This window comes from Kluyvera genomosp. 1 (assembly GCF_001266615.1).
Lineage (GTDB): Bacteria > Pseudomonadota > Gammaproteobacteria > Enterobacterales > Enterobacteriaceae > Kluyvera > Kluyvera cryocrescens_A.
Window position 1 is genome coordinate 1 of sequence record NZ_LGHZ01000003.1, and the last position, 16,111, is coordinate 16,111.

The 16,111-nt window shown below is 54.7% G+C and carries 13 protein-coding genes; 8 read left to right on the forward strand and 5 right to left on the reverse strand.

The features are described from left to right. Positions 1 to 59 precede the first annotated feature (59 nt). Complete coding sequence (locus tag KP80_RS01410) at positions 60 to 512, reverse strand: acetyltransferase (protein ID WP_052281794.1); 453 nt, start codon at positions 510 to 512, stop codon at positions 60 to 62. A gap of 158 nt (positions 513 to 670) precedes the next feature. On the opposite strand from KP80_RS01410, the gene metA reads away from it, so the two are divergent. The 4 genes from metA (at position 671) to aceK (ending at position 6,695) form a co-directional block, all read left to right on the forward strand. Beyond that, the gene (gene metA / locus KP80_RS01415) at positions 671 to 1,600 is read left to right on the forward strand and encodes a homoserine O-acetyltransferase MetA (protein WP_052281795.1); all 930 of its coding nucleotides are present in this window, start codon (positions 671 to 673) and stop codon (positions 1,598 to 1,600) included. Positions 1,601 to 1,871: 271 nt separating this feature from the next. Beyond that, positions 1,872 to 3,473 (forward strand): malate synthase A, encoded by a 1,602-nt coding sequence (aceB, locus tag KP80_RS01420; RefSeq protein ID WP_052281796.1) that lies wholly within the window; start codon positions 1,872 to 1,874, stop codon positions 3,471 to 3,473. 31 nt (positions 3,474 to 3,504) lie between these two features. Further along, positions 3,505 to 4,809 carry an isocitrate lyase gene (aceA, locus tag KP80_RS01425; RefSeq protein ID WP_052281797.1) on the forward strand — a complete coding sequence of 435 codons (1,305 nt, stop codon included), beginning with the start codon at positions 3,505 to 3,507 and terminating at the stop codon, positions 4,807 to 4,809. A 128-nt stretch (positions 4,810 to 4,937) separates the two neighbouring features. Continuing rightward, positions 4,938 to 6,695, forward strand: a complete 1,758-nt coding sequence (gene aceK / locus KP80_RS01430; RefSeq protein ID WP_052281798.1) for a bifunctional isocitrate dehydrogenase kinase/phosphatase — start codon at positions 4,938 to 4,940, stop codon at positions 6,693 to 6,695. On the opposite strand, the gene KP80_RS01435 is transcribed toward aceK, so the two are convergent. Then, complete coding sequence (locus tag KP80_RS01435; RefSeq protein WP_156315554.1) at positions 6,653 to 7,066, reverse strand: ASCH domain-containing protein; 414 nt, start codon at positions 7,064 to 7,066, stop codon at positions 6,653 to 6,655. The two genes, aceK and KP80_RS01435, sit on opposite strands and share 43 nt — an antisense overlap. Positions 7,067 to 7,076: 10 nt before the next feature. Then, positions 7,077 to 7,901 carry a glyoxylate bypass operon transcriptional repressor IclR gene (gene iclR, locus KP80_RS01440; protein WP_052281800.1) on the reverse strand — a complete coding sequence of 275 codons (825 nt, stop codon included), beginning with the start codon at positions 7,899 to 7,901 and terminating at the stop codon, positions 7,077 to 7,079. Positions 7,902 to 8,097: 196 nt separating this feature from the next. On the opposite strand from iclR, the gene metH reads away from it, so the two are divergent. After that, positions 8,098 to 11,781: a methionine synthase gene (gene metH, locus KP80_RS01445; RefSeq protein WP_052281801.1), complete on the forward strand. Its 3,684-nt coding sequence runs from the start codon at positions 8,098 to 8,100 to the stop codon at positions 11,779 to 11,781. Positions 11,782 to 12,003: 222 nt separating this feature from the next. Continuing rightward, a complete protein-coding gene (locus KP80_RS01450) occupies positions 12,004 to 13,635 on the forward strand; it encodes a Na/Pi cotransporter family protein (RefSeq protein WP_052281802.1) in 1,632 nt (543 codons plus the stop codon). Positions 13,636 to 13,709: 74 nt separating this feature from the next. Here the strand turns inward: KP80_RS01450 and pepE are convergent, their stop codons facing one another. Then, the gene (pepE, locus tag KP80_RS01455) at positions 13,710 to 14,399 is read right to left on the reverse strand and encodes a dipeptidase PepE (RefSeq protein WP_052281803.1); all 690 of its coding nucleotides are present in this window, start codon (positions 14,397 to 14,399) and stop codon (positions 13,710 to 13,712) included. A 201-nt stretch (positions 14,400 to 14,600) separates the two neighbouring features. Between pepE and KP80_RS01460 the strand changes: the two genes are divergently transcribed. Continuing rightward, a complete protein-coding gene (locus KP80_RS01460) occupies positions 14,601 to 14,960 on the forward strand; it encodes a type II toxin-antitoxin system RelE/ParE family toxin (RefSeq protein ID WP_052281804.1) in 360 nt (119 codons plus the stop codon). Continuing rightward, positions 14,950 to 15,267 carry a helix-turn-helix domain-containing protein gene (locus tag KP80_RS01465; RefSeq protein ID WP_052281805.1) on the forward strand — a complete coding sequence of 106 codons (318 nt, stop codon included), beginning with the start codon at positions 14,950 to 14,952 and terminating at the stop codon, positions 15,265 to 15,267. Before KP80_RS01460 ends, KP80_RS01465 begins: the two co-directional genes overlap by 11 nt. Before the next feature lie 25 nt (positions 15,268 to 15,292). On the opposite strand, the gene KP80_RS01470 is transcribed toward KP80_RS01465, so the two are convergent. Next, the gene (locus tag KP80_RS01470) at positions 15,293 to 16,105 is read right to left on the reverse strand and encodes a shikimate 5-dehydrogenase (protein ID WP_052281886.1); all 813 of its coding nucleotides are present in this window, start codon (positions 16,103 to 16,105) and stop codon (positions 15,293 to 15,295) included. Positions 16,106 to 16,111: the final 6 nt, after the last annotated feature.

Genomic DNA, 16,111 nt, shown 5'->3' on the forward strand with positions numbered 1-16,111 from the left:
TTTTTTGCGTCTGTACGTTGGTAAAAAACCGATCATAACGTAGAGATCGGCGAAAATATTTAAGCTGTCTCGTCCAACTTCCCTTCATAACGCAGATGCAGTAACGGATAAGGCCGCGCATGATCGTCGGTGGCAGAGCGTCCGTGAACGACAAAGCCCATCTTCTGATAAAATCCCACTGCCTGAGTGTTCTGCTCATTCACATCAGTCGTCAGATGCGGAATTAATGACAGCGCATGCTCGAGCAAATCTCGTCCCACACCCATTCCCCTGGCATCAGAATCGACAAACAGAGCCTCCAGGTGATGCTCGGAGAGCAACATAAACGCAACCGGCACATCATCACCATTGACCGCCACCCATAAAGGCGCCTCAGGCAGAAATGCCCGCACCTGAACCTCAATTTCGACTCTATCCTGTGCTGATAAAAAGTCATGCGTCGCATCAACAGAGCGGCACCAGATAGCAATTAATCGTTCGCCTTCATGGCGTTGTGAACGTCTGATACTCATTATTCGGGTTCCTTAAGAATCGTTTCCGCATTATAACGTACTGGTAATTGAAACTTTCTCACCTTCCACATGCAGGCTCGACATTTAACTTAATTCTGGGTATCGTTAGGTGTCTGGAAGTCTAAACGTATATACGTATGCTGTGAGGTAATAAGGTTATGCCGATTCGGGTGCAGGACGAGCTACCAGCCGTCAAGTTTTTGCGTGATGAGAATGTCTTTGTGATGACTGCATCGCGCGCAACAGGTCAGGAAATTCGTCCGTTGAAGGTGCTGATCCTTAACCTGATGCCGAAGAAAATTGAGACAGAAAATCAGTTCCTGCGTCTGCTGTCGAATTCCCCGCTACAGCTGGATATCCAACTGCTGCGCATTGATGCTCGCGAATCGCGTAACACACCGACAGAGCATCTTAATAACTTTTACTGTAATTTCGACGACATTCGCCACGAAAACTTCGATGGTTTGATTGTGACCGGTGCACCTCTGGGCTTGGTTGAATTCAATGATGTCGCCTATTGGCCGCAGATCCAGCAGGTGCTTGAATGGGCGAAAGATCACGTCACCTCAACCCTCTTTGTTTGTTGGGCTGTACAGGCTGCGCTCAATATTCTCTACGGCATTCCAAAACAGACCCGCAATGACAAACTCTCTGGCGTGTATGAACATAATATTCTTCATCCCCATGCCCTGCTAACGCGTGGTTTTGACGATACTTTCCTTGCGCCGCACTCACGCTATGCCGACTTCCCCGCGAAACTGATTCGTGACTATACCGATCTCGACATCCTCGCCGAGACGTCTGAAGGCGATGCCTATCTGTTTGCCAGCAAGGACAAGCGTATTGCCTTTGTTACCGGCCATCCTGAGTATGATGCCCACACGTTGGCGAGCGAGTTCTTCCGTGATGTGGAAGCGGGTTTAAGCCCGGAAGTCCCGTACAACTATTTCCCTAAAGATGACCCACAAAACAAACCGCACGCCACCTGGCGCAGCCATGGAAATCTGTTGTTTGCTAACTGGCTCAACTACTATGTCTACCAAATCACGCCATACGATCTGCGGAATATGAATCCAACGTTGGATTGATCCACTACTCCTAACGATCCTAAAGCGTTTCAGCATCCTCAATCAGGCACCTTCGGGTGCCTTTTTTGTTTCCGAAAAATGCCCCAGTAAATAATAAATTTTTAATTTCATACTAATCAATGCGTTGTGTTTATTTTTAATTAAAAATGGAAATCGTTTTTGATTTTTTATTTTTATTGATTAGTCTTAAAAACGTTGGGCAAAAAAGCGACGACGATCGTTTGCCCATCTGACGGGGACACTATTCGGATCATTAACGAGGAGCAGCACCATGACACAACAGGCCACAACAACCGATGAACTGGCTTTTCTGAAGCCGCATGGCGAACAGGAAAAGCAGGTTCTGACGGCGGAAGCGGTGGAGTTTCTGACCGAACTGGTGACCCGATTTACACCTAAGCGCAATAAACTGCTGGCTGCACGTATTCAGCAACAGCAGGATATCGACGAGGGTAAACTGCCTGATTTTATTTCGGAAACCGCTTCCATTCGTGAAGGTGGTTGGACTATCCGTGGTATACCTGCCGATTTACAAGATCGCCGCGTGGAAATTACCGGCCCCGTTGAGCGTAAAATGGTGATTAATGCCATGAATGCTAACGTTAAAGTCTTCATGGCCGATTTTGAAGACTCGCTGGCGCCCGACTGGAATAAAGTCATCGAGGGGCAAATCAACCTGCGCGATGCGGTCAACGGCACCATCAGCTACACCAACGATGCGGGGAAAATTTACCAGCTTAAGCCAGATCCGGCGGTACTGGTTTGCCGTGTGCGCGGTCTGCATCTGCCGGAAAAACACGTGACCTGGCGCGGTGAAGCTATTCCGGGCAGCCTGTTCGATTTCGCGCTCTACTTCTTCCACAACTACGAGGCTCTGCTGGCAAAAGGCAGTGGCCCATATTTCTACCTGCCGAAAACGCAGGCCTGGCAGGAAGCGGCCTGGTGGAACGATGTGTTCTGCTACGCTGAAGATCGCTTTAACCTGCCGCGCGGCACCATCAAAGCCACGCTGCTGATTGAAACGCTGCCCGCAGTCTTCCAGATGGACGAAATACTGCACGCGCTGCGTGATCATATCGTGGGCCTGAACTGCGGGCGTTGGGATTACATTTTCAGCTACATCAAAACCCTGAAAAACCACCCGGACCGTGTACTGCCCGATCGCCAGGTGGTGACGATGGATAAAGCCTTCCTCAGCGCTTACTCGCGCCTGCTGATCAAAACCTGCCACAAGCGCGGCGCGTTTGCGATGGGCGGCATGGCGGCGTTTATCCCGAGCAAAGATGCTGAGCGTAATGAGCAGGTGCTGAACAAAGTTAAAGCAGACAAAGCGCTGGAAGCTAACAACGGCCACGATGGCACCTGGGTCGCCCACCCGGGCTTAGCCGACACGGCGATGGCAGTATTCAACGACGTGTTGGGGGAGCGCCCGAACCAGCTGAACGTCTCGCGCGCTGAGGATGCGCCGATTACCGCCGAACAGCTGCTGACGCCGTGCGATGGCGAACGTACCGAAGAGGGGATGCGTGCCAATATCCGTGTCGCCGTGCAATACATCGAGGCATGGATCTCCGGAAACGGCTGCGTACCGATTTATGGCCTGATGGAGGATGCTGCGACGGCAGAGATCTCTCGCACCTCTATCTGGCAGTGGATTCACCATCAGAAAACGCTCAGCAACGGTAAGCCAGTGACCAAGCCGCTGTTCCGTCAAATGCTGGCTGAAGAACTGCTGGTTATTAAAAATGAGCTGGGCGATAGCCGCTTCAACGGCGGCCGTTTCGACGATGCCGCACGTCTGATGGAGCAAATCACCACCTCCGATGAACTGATCGACTTCCTGACCCTGCCTGGCTACCGCCTGCTGGCTTAATTCACCACATAATAAAATGGAGCATCTGCACATGAAAACCCGTACTCAACAAATCGAAGCATTACAAAAAGAATGGACACAGTCGCGTTGGGAAGGCATTAAACGTCCGTATAGCGCGGAAGAGGTGGTGAAATTACGCGGTTCAGTCAACCCGGAGCACACTCTGGCACAGCTGGGCGCGGCCAAAATGTGGCGACTGCTGCACGGTGAGTCTAAGAAGGGCTACGTGAACAGCCTTGGCGCGCTGACCGGCGGTCAAGCGCTGCAGCAGGCGAAAGCGGGAATCGAGGCCATTTACCTCTCCGGCTGGCAGGTAGCGGCGGACGCGAATCTGGCGTCCAGCATGTATCCGGATCAATCACTCTATCCAGCAAACTCGGTGCCAGCCGTGGTCGATCGGATCAACAACTCATTTAGCCGCGCCGATCAGATCCAGTGGGCGAATGGGATCGAACCGAACGATCCGCGCTATGTGGATTACTTCCTGCCGATCGTGGCCGATGCGGAAGCGGGCTTTGGTGGCGTACTGAACGCATTTGAACTGATGAAATCGATGATTGCGGCCGGTGCAGCGGCGGTACACTTCGAAGATCAGCTGGCGTCAGTGAAGAAGTGCGGTCATATGGGCGGCAAAGTATTGGTACCGACTCAGGAAGCGGTGCAGAAACTGGTGGCAGCACGTCTGGCAGCCGACGTGATGGGTGTCCCGACGCTGTTGATTGCCCGTACCGATGCGGATGCGGCTGATTTAATCACTTCTGACTGTGACCCATACGACAGCGGCTTTATCACCGGCGAACGTACCAGCGAAGGCTTCTACCGCACCCAGGCGGGGATTGAACAAGCGATTAGCCGTGGCCTGGCCTATGCCCCATATGCCGATCTCGTGTGGTGCGAAACCTCGACACCAGACCTTGAGTTGGCGAAGCGCTTTGCTGACGCTATCCACGCGAAGTATCCGGGAAAGCTGCTGGCTTACAACTGCTCACCGTCGTTCAACTGGCAGAAGAAGCTGGATGACAAAACCATCGCCAGCTTCCAGCAACAGCTGTCCGACATGGGCTATAAATACCAGTTCATCACCCTGGCAGGTATCCACAGCATGTGGTTCAACATGTTCGATCTGGCGCACTCTTACGCGCAGGGTGAAGGCATGAAGCACTACGTTGAGAAAGTTCAGCAGCCAGAATTTGCGGCGGCGAAAGATGGCTACACCTTCGTCTCTCACCAGCAGGAAGTGGGAACAGGCTACTTCGATAAGGTCACCACTATTATCCAGGGGGGCGCCTCTTCGGTCACGGCGCTGACCGGTTCTACTGAAGAATCGCAGTTCTAATTTTGCCCCCTCACCTTATCCCTCTCCCCACGGGGAGAGGAGATGGCATGGAGGCGGTGTGAAATACGCTAATGAGATTATTTTTCTCCCTCTCCCCGCTGGGGAGAGTCTCGGGGTGAGGGGAGTGTATGTCGCGTGGTCTGGAATTACTGATTGCTCAAACCATTCTGCAAGGTTTTGACGCGCAGTATGGTCGATTTTTGGAAGTCACTTCCGGGGCGCAGCAGCGTTTTGAACAGGCCGACTGGCATGCGGTGCAGCTGGCGATGAAAAGCCGTATCCACCTGTACGACCACCACGTGGGGTTGGTTGTCGAACAGTTGCGCTGTATCACCGACGGCAAAAGCACCGATGCTGATTTTCTGCTGCGGGTCAAAGCGCAATACACGCGCCTGTTACCTGATTACCCACGCTTCGAGATTGCGGAGAGCTTTTTCAATTCCGTTTATTGTCGGTTATTTGACCACCGCTCGCTTAGCCCTGAGCGGTTGTTTATTTTCAGCTCGCAACCCGAGCGCCGCTTTCGCGCTATTCCCCGGCCGCTGGCCAAAGATTTCTTTGCGGAACACGGCTGGGAAGCGGTTATCTATAAAATGCTCAGCGATTTACCGCTACGCCTGCCCTGGCAGAATAAGTTTCGCGACGTGGGCTACATCATGGCGCATCTGAGTGAAACACTGGATACGGAAACGCTGAGTCGCTCGCATTTGCAGATCAATAACGAACTGTTTTATCGCAATAAGGCCGCCTGGCTGATTGGCAAACTGATAACGCCAAACGGCACGCTGCCGCTCCTGATTCCTATTCACCGTACCGATGAAGGTGAACTGTTTGTCGATACCTGTCTTACCACGACGGAAGAGGCCAGTATTGTGTTTGGCTTCGCCCGCTCTTACTTCATGGTGTACGCGCCGCTGCCGGCCGCGCTGGTTGAGTGGCTGCGGGACATCTTACCAGGCAAAACCACCGCCGAGCTGTACATGGCGATTGGCTGCCAGAAGCATGCAAAGACCGAAAGCTACCGTGAATATTTGCACTACATTGCAAACGCCAATGAGCCATTTATCGAGGCGCCGGGTATCCGCGGTATGGTGATGCTGGTGTTCACGCTACCGGGCTTTGACCGGGTGTTTAAGGTCATCAAAGATAAATTTGCGCCGCAAAAAGAGATGTCCGCCGCCCACGTTCGCGCGTGCTATCAACTGGTGAAAGAGCACGACCGCGTTGGACGCATGGCAGACACCCAGGAGTTTGAGAATTTCGTGCTGGATAAACGACAGATCTCTCCGGCACTGATGGCGCTGCTATTACAAGAAGCGCCGGCGAAAATCGTCGATATGGGGGATAAAATCGCTATCAGCCATCTTTATATCGAGCGGCGAATGGTCCCACTCAATCTTTGGCTGGAGCGCGTGGAAGGCCAGCAACTGCGCGATGCTATCGAAGAGTATGGCAACGCTATCCGCCAGCTGGCTGCCGCCAACATTTTCCCAGGCGATATGCTGTTTAAAAACTTTGGCGTCACCCGACATGGGCGGGTAGTGTTCTACGATTATGATGAAATTTGCTACATGACAGAGGTGAACTTCCGCCATATTCCGCCACCGCGTTATCCGGAAGATGAGCTGTCCAGCGAACCGTGGTACAGCGTCTCGCCTGGCGACGTTTTCCCGGAAGAGTTTCGCCACTGGCTGTGCGCGGACCCGCGAATTGGGCCACTTTTTGAGGAGATGCACGCCGACTTATTCAGCGCCGACTACTGGCGAGGCCTGCAAATGCGGATTAAAAACGGCCACGTGGAGGATGTTTACGCTTACCGCCGCCGTCAGCGGTTTAGCGTGCGCTACTCAGCGCTGGCGGTTTCGATGACCGCAAACTCTTCGTAAATGAGTTCCATATCCGGCGACCAGCTGCCTTCGCGTTCGAAGAAGGCCTGGTGCGCCGACTGCCAGTAGGCCAGGCTCAAATCCCCTTCACCCTCCAGCGCGGCAAGCTCTGGGCTCATTTCGTTAAAGCGGATGAGACGGATGGCCAGCGTGCGGATCACGCAGACGGCTTTTCCATTTCCATTGAGCACAATGTGATAGGTGCCCGGCGTTAGACGCGGTTCTTCGTTTTGGTAGCTGGCAAATGAGCCACAGGTGCCGGTTTTCTTCCCGGCAAGCACCAGTGCGGCCAATTCATCAGCCATTTCGGGAGAGTCGCCAAACGACCAGCACCATGCCAGGGGATATTTTTCCTGCCAGGCGGATTTCATATCGCGCATCTTAACGTAGCCCGCCGTACGCCAACGTCACCTCTTTCGCCGCTTTGATGACCATCGCACCAAACTCGGTCACGCGATCGTCGGTAATACGGGAAATAGGCCCGGAAATGGAAATGGCCGCGAACGGTTCGCGATGCTCGTCGTAAATACACGATGCGACGCAGCGCAGCCCGAGTGCATGTTCTTCATCATCAAACGAATAGCCGCGCTTGCGCGTCTGGGCCAAATCGTCTTTCAGATGCAGCGGAGACACTAGTGTGGCGTGAGTGTAGGCGTGCAGCCCCTTGCGGTGCAGCAGGCCGGTAACCTGCTCTTCGCTCAGTTGCGATAAGAAGGCTTTACCCGCGCCGGACGCATGCATCGGCAGTTTGCCGCCAATCGGTGCCGACATCCGCATCAGCTGCGTGCACTGCACCTGGTCGATGATAATCGCCTGATGATCGCTCTTATCCAGCACCGCCAGATTGACCGTCTCGCCGGAGTCCTCCATCAGCTGGCGTAAAATCGGGTGAACGATGGCCAAGAGATTGCGGCTTTGCAGGAAGCTACTGCCCACGATAAATGCATGTGCGCCTACCGCCCAATGGCCTAAGTCCCCCACCTGACGAACGAAGCCAAGCTGCTGCATGGTGGTAAGCAAACGGTGAGTGGTGGAGTTGGGTAACCCGGCCTGCTGTGCCAATTCGGTCAGTGCGACACTATTGTGAGATTCGGCAATCCATTCCAGCAGCTTGAGGCCGCGGGTAAGGGACTGCACCTGGCCGGTCGCGGGTGCGGCGGCAGCGGCGGGCTTTCTGCCGCGTTTAGCAGGAACGTTGGCAACCATCGCAACTCCTTTCTGTATCGTGGAAATTATTTTCGTTTTTATTGATTATAATACAACCGTTCAGATTACTGCTCCGATGAGTCATGTTGAACTTGTCTCATGTAGACGGTTGTTTTCTTTTCCGCCACCCCGGTTTATGCCAGTATGCCTTATTACCTTTTTCTCTGGGTTTCGTTGAGCGTTGTCGGGAGTGTCTGTGAGCAGCAAAGTGGAGCAACTGCGTGCGCAGTTAAATGAACGTATTATGGTTCTGGACGGTGGCATGGGCACCATGATCCAGGGCTATCGTCTGAGCGAGCAGGACTTCCGCGGCGACCGTTTCGCCGAGTGGCCTTGCGACCTGAAAGGCAATAACGACCTGCTGGTCCTCAGCAAGCCGGAGGTCATCGGTGCTATCCATAACGCCTACTTTGAAGCGGGCGCGGATATCATTGAAACCAACACCTTCAACTCCACGACTATCGCCATGGCGGATTACCAAATGGAATCCCTGTCGGCGGAAATCAACTTTGCAGCAGCAAAACTGGCGCGCGCCTGTGCCGACGAATGGACGGCACGCACGCCGAATAAACCCCGCTATGTCGCGGGGGTGCTTGGCCCAACCAACCGTACGGCGTCAATCTCTCCGGACGTGAACGACCCGGCGTACCGTAACGTGACTTTCGATCAGCTGGTGGCCGCCTATCGCGAGTCCACCAAAGCGCTGGTAGAGGGCGGTAGCGACCTGATCCTGATAGAAACCGTCTTCGATACCCTCAACGCCAAAGCGGCGATTTATGCGGTGAAAGAGGAGTTTGAAGCGCTGGGCGTGGATCTGCCGATCATGATTTCCGGCACCATCACCGACGCCTCCGGGCGTACGCTCTCCGGTCAAACCACGGAAGCTTTCTATAACTCACTGCGCCACGCTGACGCGCTGACCTTTGGCCTGAACTGTGCTTTAGGTCCGGATGAGCTGCGCCAGTACGTGCAGGAGCTGTCGCGTATTGCCGAATGCTACGTTACCGCGCACCCGAACGCCGGGCTGCCGAACGCCTTCGGTGAATACGATCTCGACGCCGACACCATGGCGACGCAGATTCGCGAATGGGCTGAAGCCGGGTTCCTCAACGTTGTCGGCGGCTGCTGCGGTACCACCCCAGAACACATCGCGGCCATGAGCCGCGCAGTGGAAGGTTTGCCGCCGCGTAAGCTGCCAGAGCTGCCGGTCGCTTGCCGTCTGTCCGGCCTCGAACCGCTGAATATCGGTGACGACAGTCTGTTTGTGAACGTCGGCGAACGTACCAACGTGACCGGCTCGGCGAAATTCAAACGCCTGATTAAAGAAGAGAAATATAACGAAGCGCTTGATGTCGCCCGTCAGCAGGTGGAAAGCGGGGCGCAGATTATCGATATCAACATGGATGAGGGGATGCTCGATGCCGAAGCGGCGATGGTGCGTTTCCTTAATCTGATCGCCGGTGAGCCGGATATTGCTCGCGTACCGATTATGATCGACTCCTCGAAATGGGACGTTATCGAGAAAGGGCTGAAGTGCATTCAAGGCAAAGGCATCGTCAACTCGATTTCGATGAAAGAGGGCATTGAGCCGTTTATCGAGCACGCGAAAAAAGTGCGTCGCTACGGTGCCGCCGTGGTGGTGATGGCGTTTGATGAAGTGGGTCAGGCCGATACCCGCGAGCGTAAAATTGAGATTTGCCGCCGCGCTTACAACATTCTGACCAAAGAAGTTGGCTTCCCGCCGGAAGATATCATTTTCGACCCCAATATCTTTGCCGTGGCGACCGGTATTGAAGAGCACAACAACTACGCGCAGGACTTTATCGGTGCTTGTGAAGACATCAAGCGTGAACTGCCGCATGCGCTGATCTCCGGTGGTGTTTCTAACGTCTCCTTCTCGTTCCGCGGCAATGACCCGGTGCGCGAAGCGATCCACGCGGTGTTTCTCTACTACGCCATTCGCAACGGGATGGACATGGGGATCGTTAATGCTGGCCAACTGGCGATTTACGACGATCTGCCCGCCGAGTTGCGCGATGCGGTAGAAGATGTGGTGCTCAACCGTCGCGATGACGGCACCGAACGTTTGCTGGATCTGGCCGAGAAATATCGCGGCAGTAAAACTGACGACAGCGCCAACGCCCAGCAAGCGGAATGGCGCAGCTGGGACGTGAAAAAACGTCTCGAATACTCGTTGGTCAAAGGCATTACCGAATTTATTGAGTTGGATACCGAAGAGGCTCGTCAGCAGGCCGAACGGCCGATACAGGTTATCGAAGGGCCGCTGATGGATGGCATGAACGTGGTCGGCGATCTGTTTGGCGAGGGCAAAATGTTCCTGCCGCAGGTGGTGAAATCGGCCCGCGTGATGAAGCAGGCGGTGGCCTACCTTGAGCCGTATATCGAAGCCAGCAAAGAGAAAGGCTCCAGCAACGGCAAGATGGTGATTGCGACGGTGAAAGGTGACGTTCACGACATTGGCAAGAACATCGTCGGCGTGGTGCTGCAGTGCAACAACTATGAAATTATCGATCTGGGCGTGATGGTGCCAGCGGATAAAATCCTCAAAACTGCGCGCGAAGTGAATGCCGATCTGATTGGCCTTTCCGGGCTTATCACACCATCGCTGGACGAAATGGTCAACGTGGCGAAAGAGATGGAACGCCAGGGTTTCACCATTCCACTGCTAATTGGCGGCGCGACCACCTCGAAAGCGCATACGGCGGTGAAAATCGAGCAGAACTATAGCGGCCCAACGGTTTATGTGCAGAACGCATCGCGTACCGTGGGGGTAGTGGCGGCGCTGCTGTCTGATACCCAGCATGACGATTTTGTCGCTCGAACCCGCAAAGAGTACGAAACCGTCCGTATTCAACACGGGCGTAAGAAACCGCGCACGCCGCCGGTGACGCTGGCTGCTGCGCGCGAGAATGATTTGGCTTTTGATTGGGAAAACTACACGCCGCCGGTCGCGCACCGTTTAGGTGTGCAGGACGTGGAAGCCAGCATTGAAACGCTGCGTAACTACATCGACTGGACGCCGTTCTTTATGACCTGGTCGCTGGCCGGTAAGTATCCGCGCATCCTCGAAGATGAAGTCGTGGGCGAGGAGGCCAAGCGCCTGTTTAAAGACGCCAACGACATGCTTGATAAGCTGAGCGCGGAGAAATTGCTGAATCCACGCGGCGTGGTGGGGCTATTCCCGGCGAACCGTGTCGGCGATGATGTGGAAATCTACCGTGACGAAACGCGTACTCATGTTCTGACCGTCAGCCGCCATTTACGTCAGCAGACCGAAAAAGTCGGTTTCGCCAACTACTGTCTGTCTGACTTTGTGGCACCGAAAACGTCCGGTAAGGCCGATTATATTGGCGCCTTCGCGGTCACCGGCGGTCTGGAAGAAGATGCGCTGGCCGATGCGTTCGAAGCTCAGCACGACGATTACAACAAGATCATGGTGAAGGCGCTGGCCGACCGCCTGGCCGAAGCGTTTGCCGAGTATCTCCATGAACGCGTGCGTAAGGTTTACTGGGGCTATGCGCCGAATGAAAACCTGAGCAACGAAGAACTGATTCGCGAAAACTACCAGGGTATCCGTCCGGCTCCGGGTTATCCGGCATGCCCGGAACACACGGAAAAAGGCACTATCTGGGAGCTTCTGGACGTGGAAAACCACACCGGAATGAAGCTGACCGAATCCTTCGCCATGTGGCCAGGGGCGTCGGTGTCCGGTTGGTACTTCAGTCACCCAGATAGTAAATATTACGCGGTGGCGCAAATTCAACGCGATCAGGTTGAGGACTACGCGCTGCGTAAAGGGATGAGCGTGGCAGAAGTGGAACGCTGGCTGGCGCCGAACCTCGGGTACGACGCCGACTGATTCACAAAACCGTCATCTTTCCTTACAACTAACAGGGCGCTCAATGAGCGCCCTGTCTCTTTATTGCCCGTAAACCCTTATACTGAAATAACCTGAGATCATGGTAGGCCGGAATGTTGGTGCGTTATCAGGCACCGGGATGAACCCTGAAGACGTACGCTTAGCAGGCCGACGATGGTTGAAGGCTCCAGGAACAAATAACGATAAGGAGAACCGGACTCTGTGTTAACTCTGCTACATCTGCTTTCTGCCGTCGCCCTGCTGGTGTGGGGCACCCATATTGTTCGTACCGGCGTGATGCGCGTCTTTGGCGCCCGCCTGCGTACCGTCCTCAGCCGCAGCGTTGAGAAAAAACCGCTCGCCTTCTGTGCGGGTATCGGCGTTACCGCGCTGGTACAGAGCAGCAACGCGACCACCATGCTGGTGACCTCATTTGTCGCTCAGGATCTGGTCGCCCTGACGCCAGCGCTGGTGATTGTACTCGGTGCCGATGTGGGTACCGCGCTAATGGCGCGTATTCTGACCTTCGACCTCTCCTGGCTGTCGCCGCTGCTGATTTTTATCGGGGTAACCTTCTTCCTCGGCCGCAAACAGACGCGCGAAGGCCAGCTTGGCCGCGTGGGGATTGGCCTGGGTCTTATCCTGCTGGCGCTGGAGTTGATTGTGCAGGCGGTGACGCCGATTACTCAGGCCAACGGCGTGCAGGTCATCTTTGCATCGTTGACTGGTGACATCCTGCTGGATGCGCTGATAGGTGCCGTGTTTGCGATAATCAGTTATTCCAGCCTGGCTGCGGTGCTGTTAACCGCCACGCTGACTACCACCGGCGTCATCTCGTTCCCGGTGGCGTTATGTCTGGTGATTGGTGCCAACCTTGGCTCCGGCCTGCTGGCGATGCTCAATAACAGCGCCGCCAACGCCTCTGCCCGCCGCGTGGCGCTCGGCAGCCTGCTGTTTAAGCTGGTGGGTAGCCTGCTGATTCTGCCGTTTGTTCACGTGCTGGCGACAACGCTGCAAAAACTGCCGCTGCCGGAATCCGAGCTGGTTATCTACTTCCACGTCTTCTACAACCTGATCCGCTGCGTGGCAATGGTGCCGTTCGCTGAACCGATGGCGCGACTGTGTAAACGGCTGATTCGCGATGAGCCAGAGCTGGACGGTCATCTCAAGCCAAAGCATCTCGATGTGACTGCGCTGGATACCCCAACGCTGGCGTTAGCCAATGCCGCGCGTGAAACCCTGCGCATGGGCGATGCGACGGAGCAGATGCTGGATGGCTTAAAAAAGGTGATGAACGGCGAACCGCGCGAAGAGAAAAACCTGCGTAAACAGGCTGATGACATTAACGTGCTCTACACCGCGATCAAACTGTATTTGGCGCGGATGCCGAAGGACGAGCTGGCGGAGGAAGAGTCCCGGCGCTGGGCGGAGATTATCGAAATGTCGCTCAACCTCGAGCAGGCATCGGACATTGTTGAGCGCATGGGCAGCGAAATTGCGGATAAATCGCTGGCGGCCCGGCGTGCGTTCTCGGTGGAAGGCTTAAAAGAGCTCGACGGCCTGCATGAACTGCTGCTGAGCAATCTGCAACTGGCGATGTCGGTGTTCTTCTCCGGCGATGTGACCAGTGCGCGTCGACTGCGCCGTAGCAAGCACCGTTTCCGTATTATGAACCGTCGCTACGCGCATGCGCACGTTGATCGTCTGCATCAGCAAAACGTGCAGAGTATTGAAACCAGTACGCTGCACCTGGCTCTGCTGGGCGATATGTTGCGTCTGAACTCGTTATTCTGTTCGGTAGCTTACAGCGTGCTGGAACAGCCAGATGAAGACGACGACCGCGACGATTATTGAGTGATGCGAAACGATAGGCCCAGCAACCATCAGGCCGAGACGGGGCTGGCCGTGCTGCCAGCCCCAAACCATCTTTAAAAACGGTGGCCGGCTTCCAGCGCCACCGCTTCTTCTCCGGCTTTAAACACGTAGCTGGTGTTCGGCCCACCCAGCGTGGCGTGGCCTTGTGCGACCTGAATCCAGTTGCCCTCCGGCAGACCAATCACCGTTAGCTCTGGAGCCACCACCAGCAGTTCGCGAATGCGCTGCTCGCGGGTTTCACCTTTGTGTCCTTCCGGCAGTGCGTTGGTGAAGTGCGGGTTAATTTGCAGTGGGAACAGCCCCAGCGCGTCAAACCCTTTTGGATCGACAATCGGCATATCGTTGGTGGTGCGGATGGTTGGGCAGGCAAGGTTAGACCCGGCGCTCCAGCCGATGTACAGCGCGCCGCGTTTGACCACGTCGACGATCGGTGCCAGCAGACCGCGCTCACGGCTCTCTTTGAGCAACTGGAACGTATTACCGCCGCCGACGATGACCAGCTCGGCATTCTCAATGGCGGAGATAGGGTCGGCGACGCTATGAATACCGGTGACGGTGACGCCCAGCGGCGCAAAAACGGCGGCAGTTTTGGCGGTGTATTCGTCCCAGGTCTGCGTGACGCCTGCAAACGGAATAAACACCGCAGAGCGGCGGCCGTTCAGCTGCGAAGCAATCAGCGGCATCGCGTGTTCCATCCAGGCTTTGCCCGGCAGCGTCGAGTTACTCAGCAATAGCAGTTCCATGGTTTATCCCTTTATTAAGAAAATAATCAGTCAGGGCAGGATGTTATCACTCTACGTTCGACGGCTCACTGATGGGGTTCACGATGTTGTGGAATGCTGCTCGCAAAGCGAAATGACAGTACACGAAGAAGGCTGTGCTTTGCTTTAGTCTATCGCTGAAGGATAGCTTTTTATACCTATATGGATATAATTGGAGGCTAAATGACAAAGCCGCTTTATTGGGTGGGGCAGTCCAGAAAGGATCTCCAGGCAATGCCTGAGCATGTACAGAATACATTTGGCTATGCACTTTGGCTGGCTCAGCAAGGTCAGCAGCATATCCAGAGTAAACCTTTAAAAGGTTTTGGTGGTGCTACCGTCCTCGAAGTTGTGGAGGATTTTCACGGTAATACCTGGCGTGCGGTATACACCATTAAATTAAAAGAGGCGGTGTATGTCCTACATGTCTTTCAGAAAAAATCGGTGTCCGGTAAAGCCACCCCAAAACCGGATATTGCACTCATCTATCAGCGTCTAAAAGCCGCTCAGTACCATGCGCAGGAGAGTCAACATGGCAGATGAAATAGAAGTCAGTAGCGGAAATGTCTATGCCGATTTGGGTATGCATGATGCAGAGCAGATGCAGCTAAAAGCACAGCTTGCGCAGATTATTGGCGAGATTTTGCAAATCAAAGGGCTGACCCAATCTCAGGCTGCGCAGATTCTGGGGATAACCCAACCGAAGCTTTCTCACTTGCTACGCGGGCAGTTTCGCGGTGTTAGTGAGGCTAAAATGTTGGAGTGCCTGGTTAAACTTGGCCGTGATGTTGAGATTGTCGTGAGTAAAGAGAGCTCTACGCAGGGTACATTGAAAGTCAGCCTGGGGTAAGGGGGCTGGAGAGCTCTCTGCTTGTTCACCCTTCCCGTGCAAACCTCGCCGCTTCAGCAACCAGCGCCGCATCTGGCCTTACGCCGGTATACATCACGAACTGTTCAACCGCCTGCAGTGCAATCACCTCTGCTCCGCTGATGGTTTTTTTCCCCAGCCGCTGAGCCAGTTTTATCACCGGCGTCTCTGGCGGCAGGGCTACCACGTCGAACACCACGCTGGCGCGCTCGACCATCGCTTCACTGAACGCCAGGCTCTCGCTTTCGTTTCCTCCCGCCATGCCGAGCGGCGTGACGTTAACCAGAATATCGATCCCATTGGCTTCCGGTAGCGCCTGCCACTGGAAACCATACTGCTGCGCCAGCGCTTTGCCGTTGGCCTCATTGCGCGCGGCGATAATCACCTTACTAAAACCGGCATCGCGGAAGGCGGCAATCACCGCTTTCCCCATCCCGCCGCTGCCGCGGATCATTACCTGGGCAGAAGTATCAAGCTGGTGGCTGGCGATCAGACTTTTGACCGCAATATAGTCGGTGTTAAACCCGGTCAGTTTACCGTCGTCGTTAACGATGGTATTCACCGAGTCGATAACGTTAGCCGACGGGTCGATGGCATCGAGAAAGGCCATACAGCTTTCTTTAAACGGCATCGAGACCGCGCAGCCGCGAATGCCAAGGGCACGTACGCCTTTTACCGCGGCTTCAATATCCTGGGTGGTGAACGCTTTGTAGATGAAATTCAGCCCCAGTTTTTCATAAAGATAGTTATGAAAGCGGGTGCCGAAGTTGCCGGGGCGTCCGGCAAGCGACATGCACAGCTGGGTATCGCGGTTGATCATGGTCAT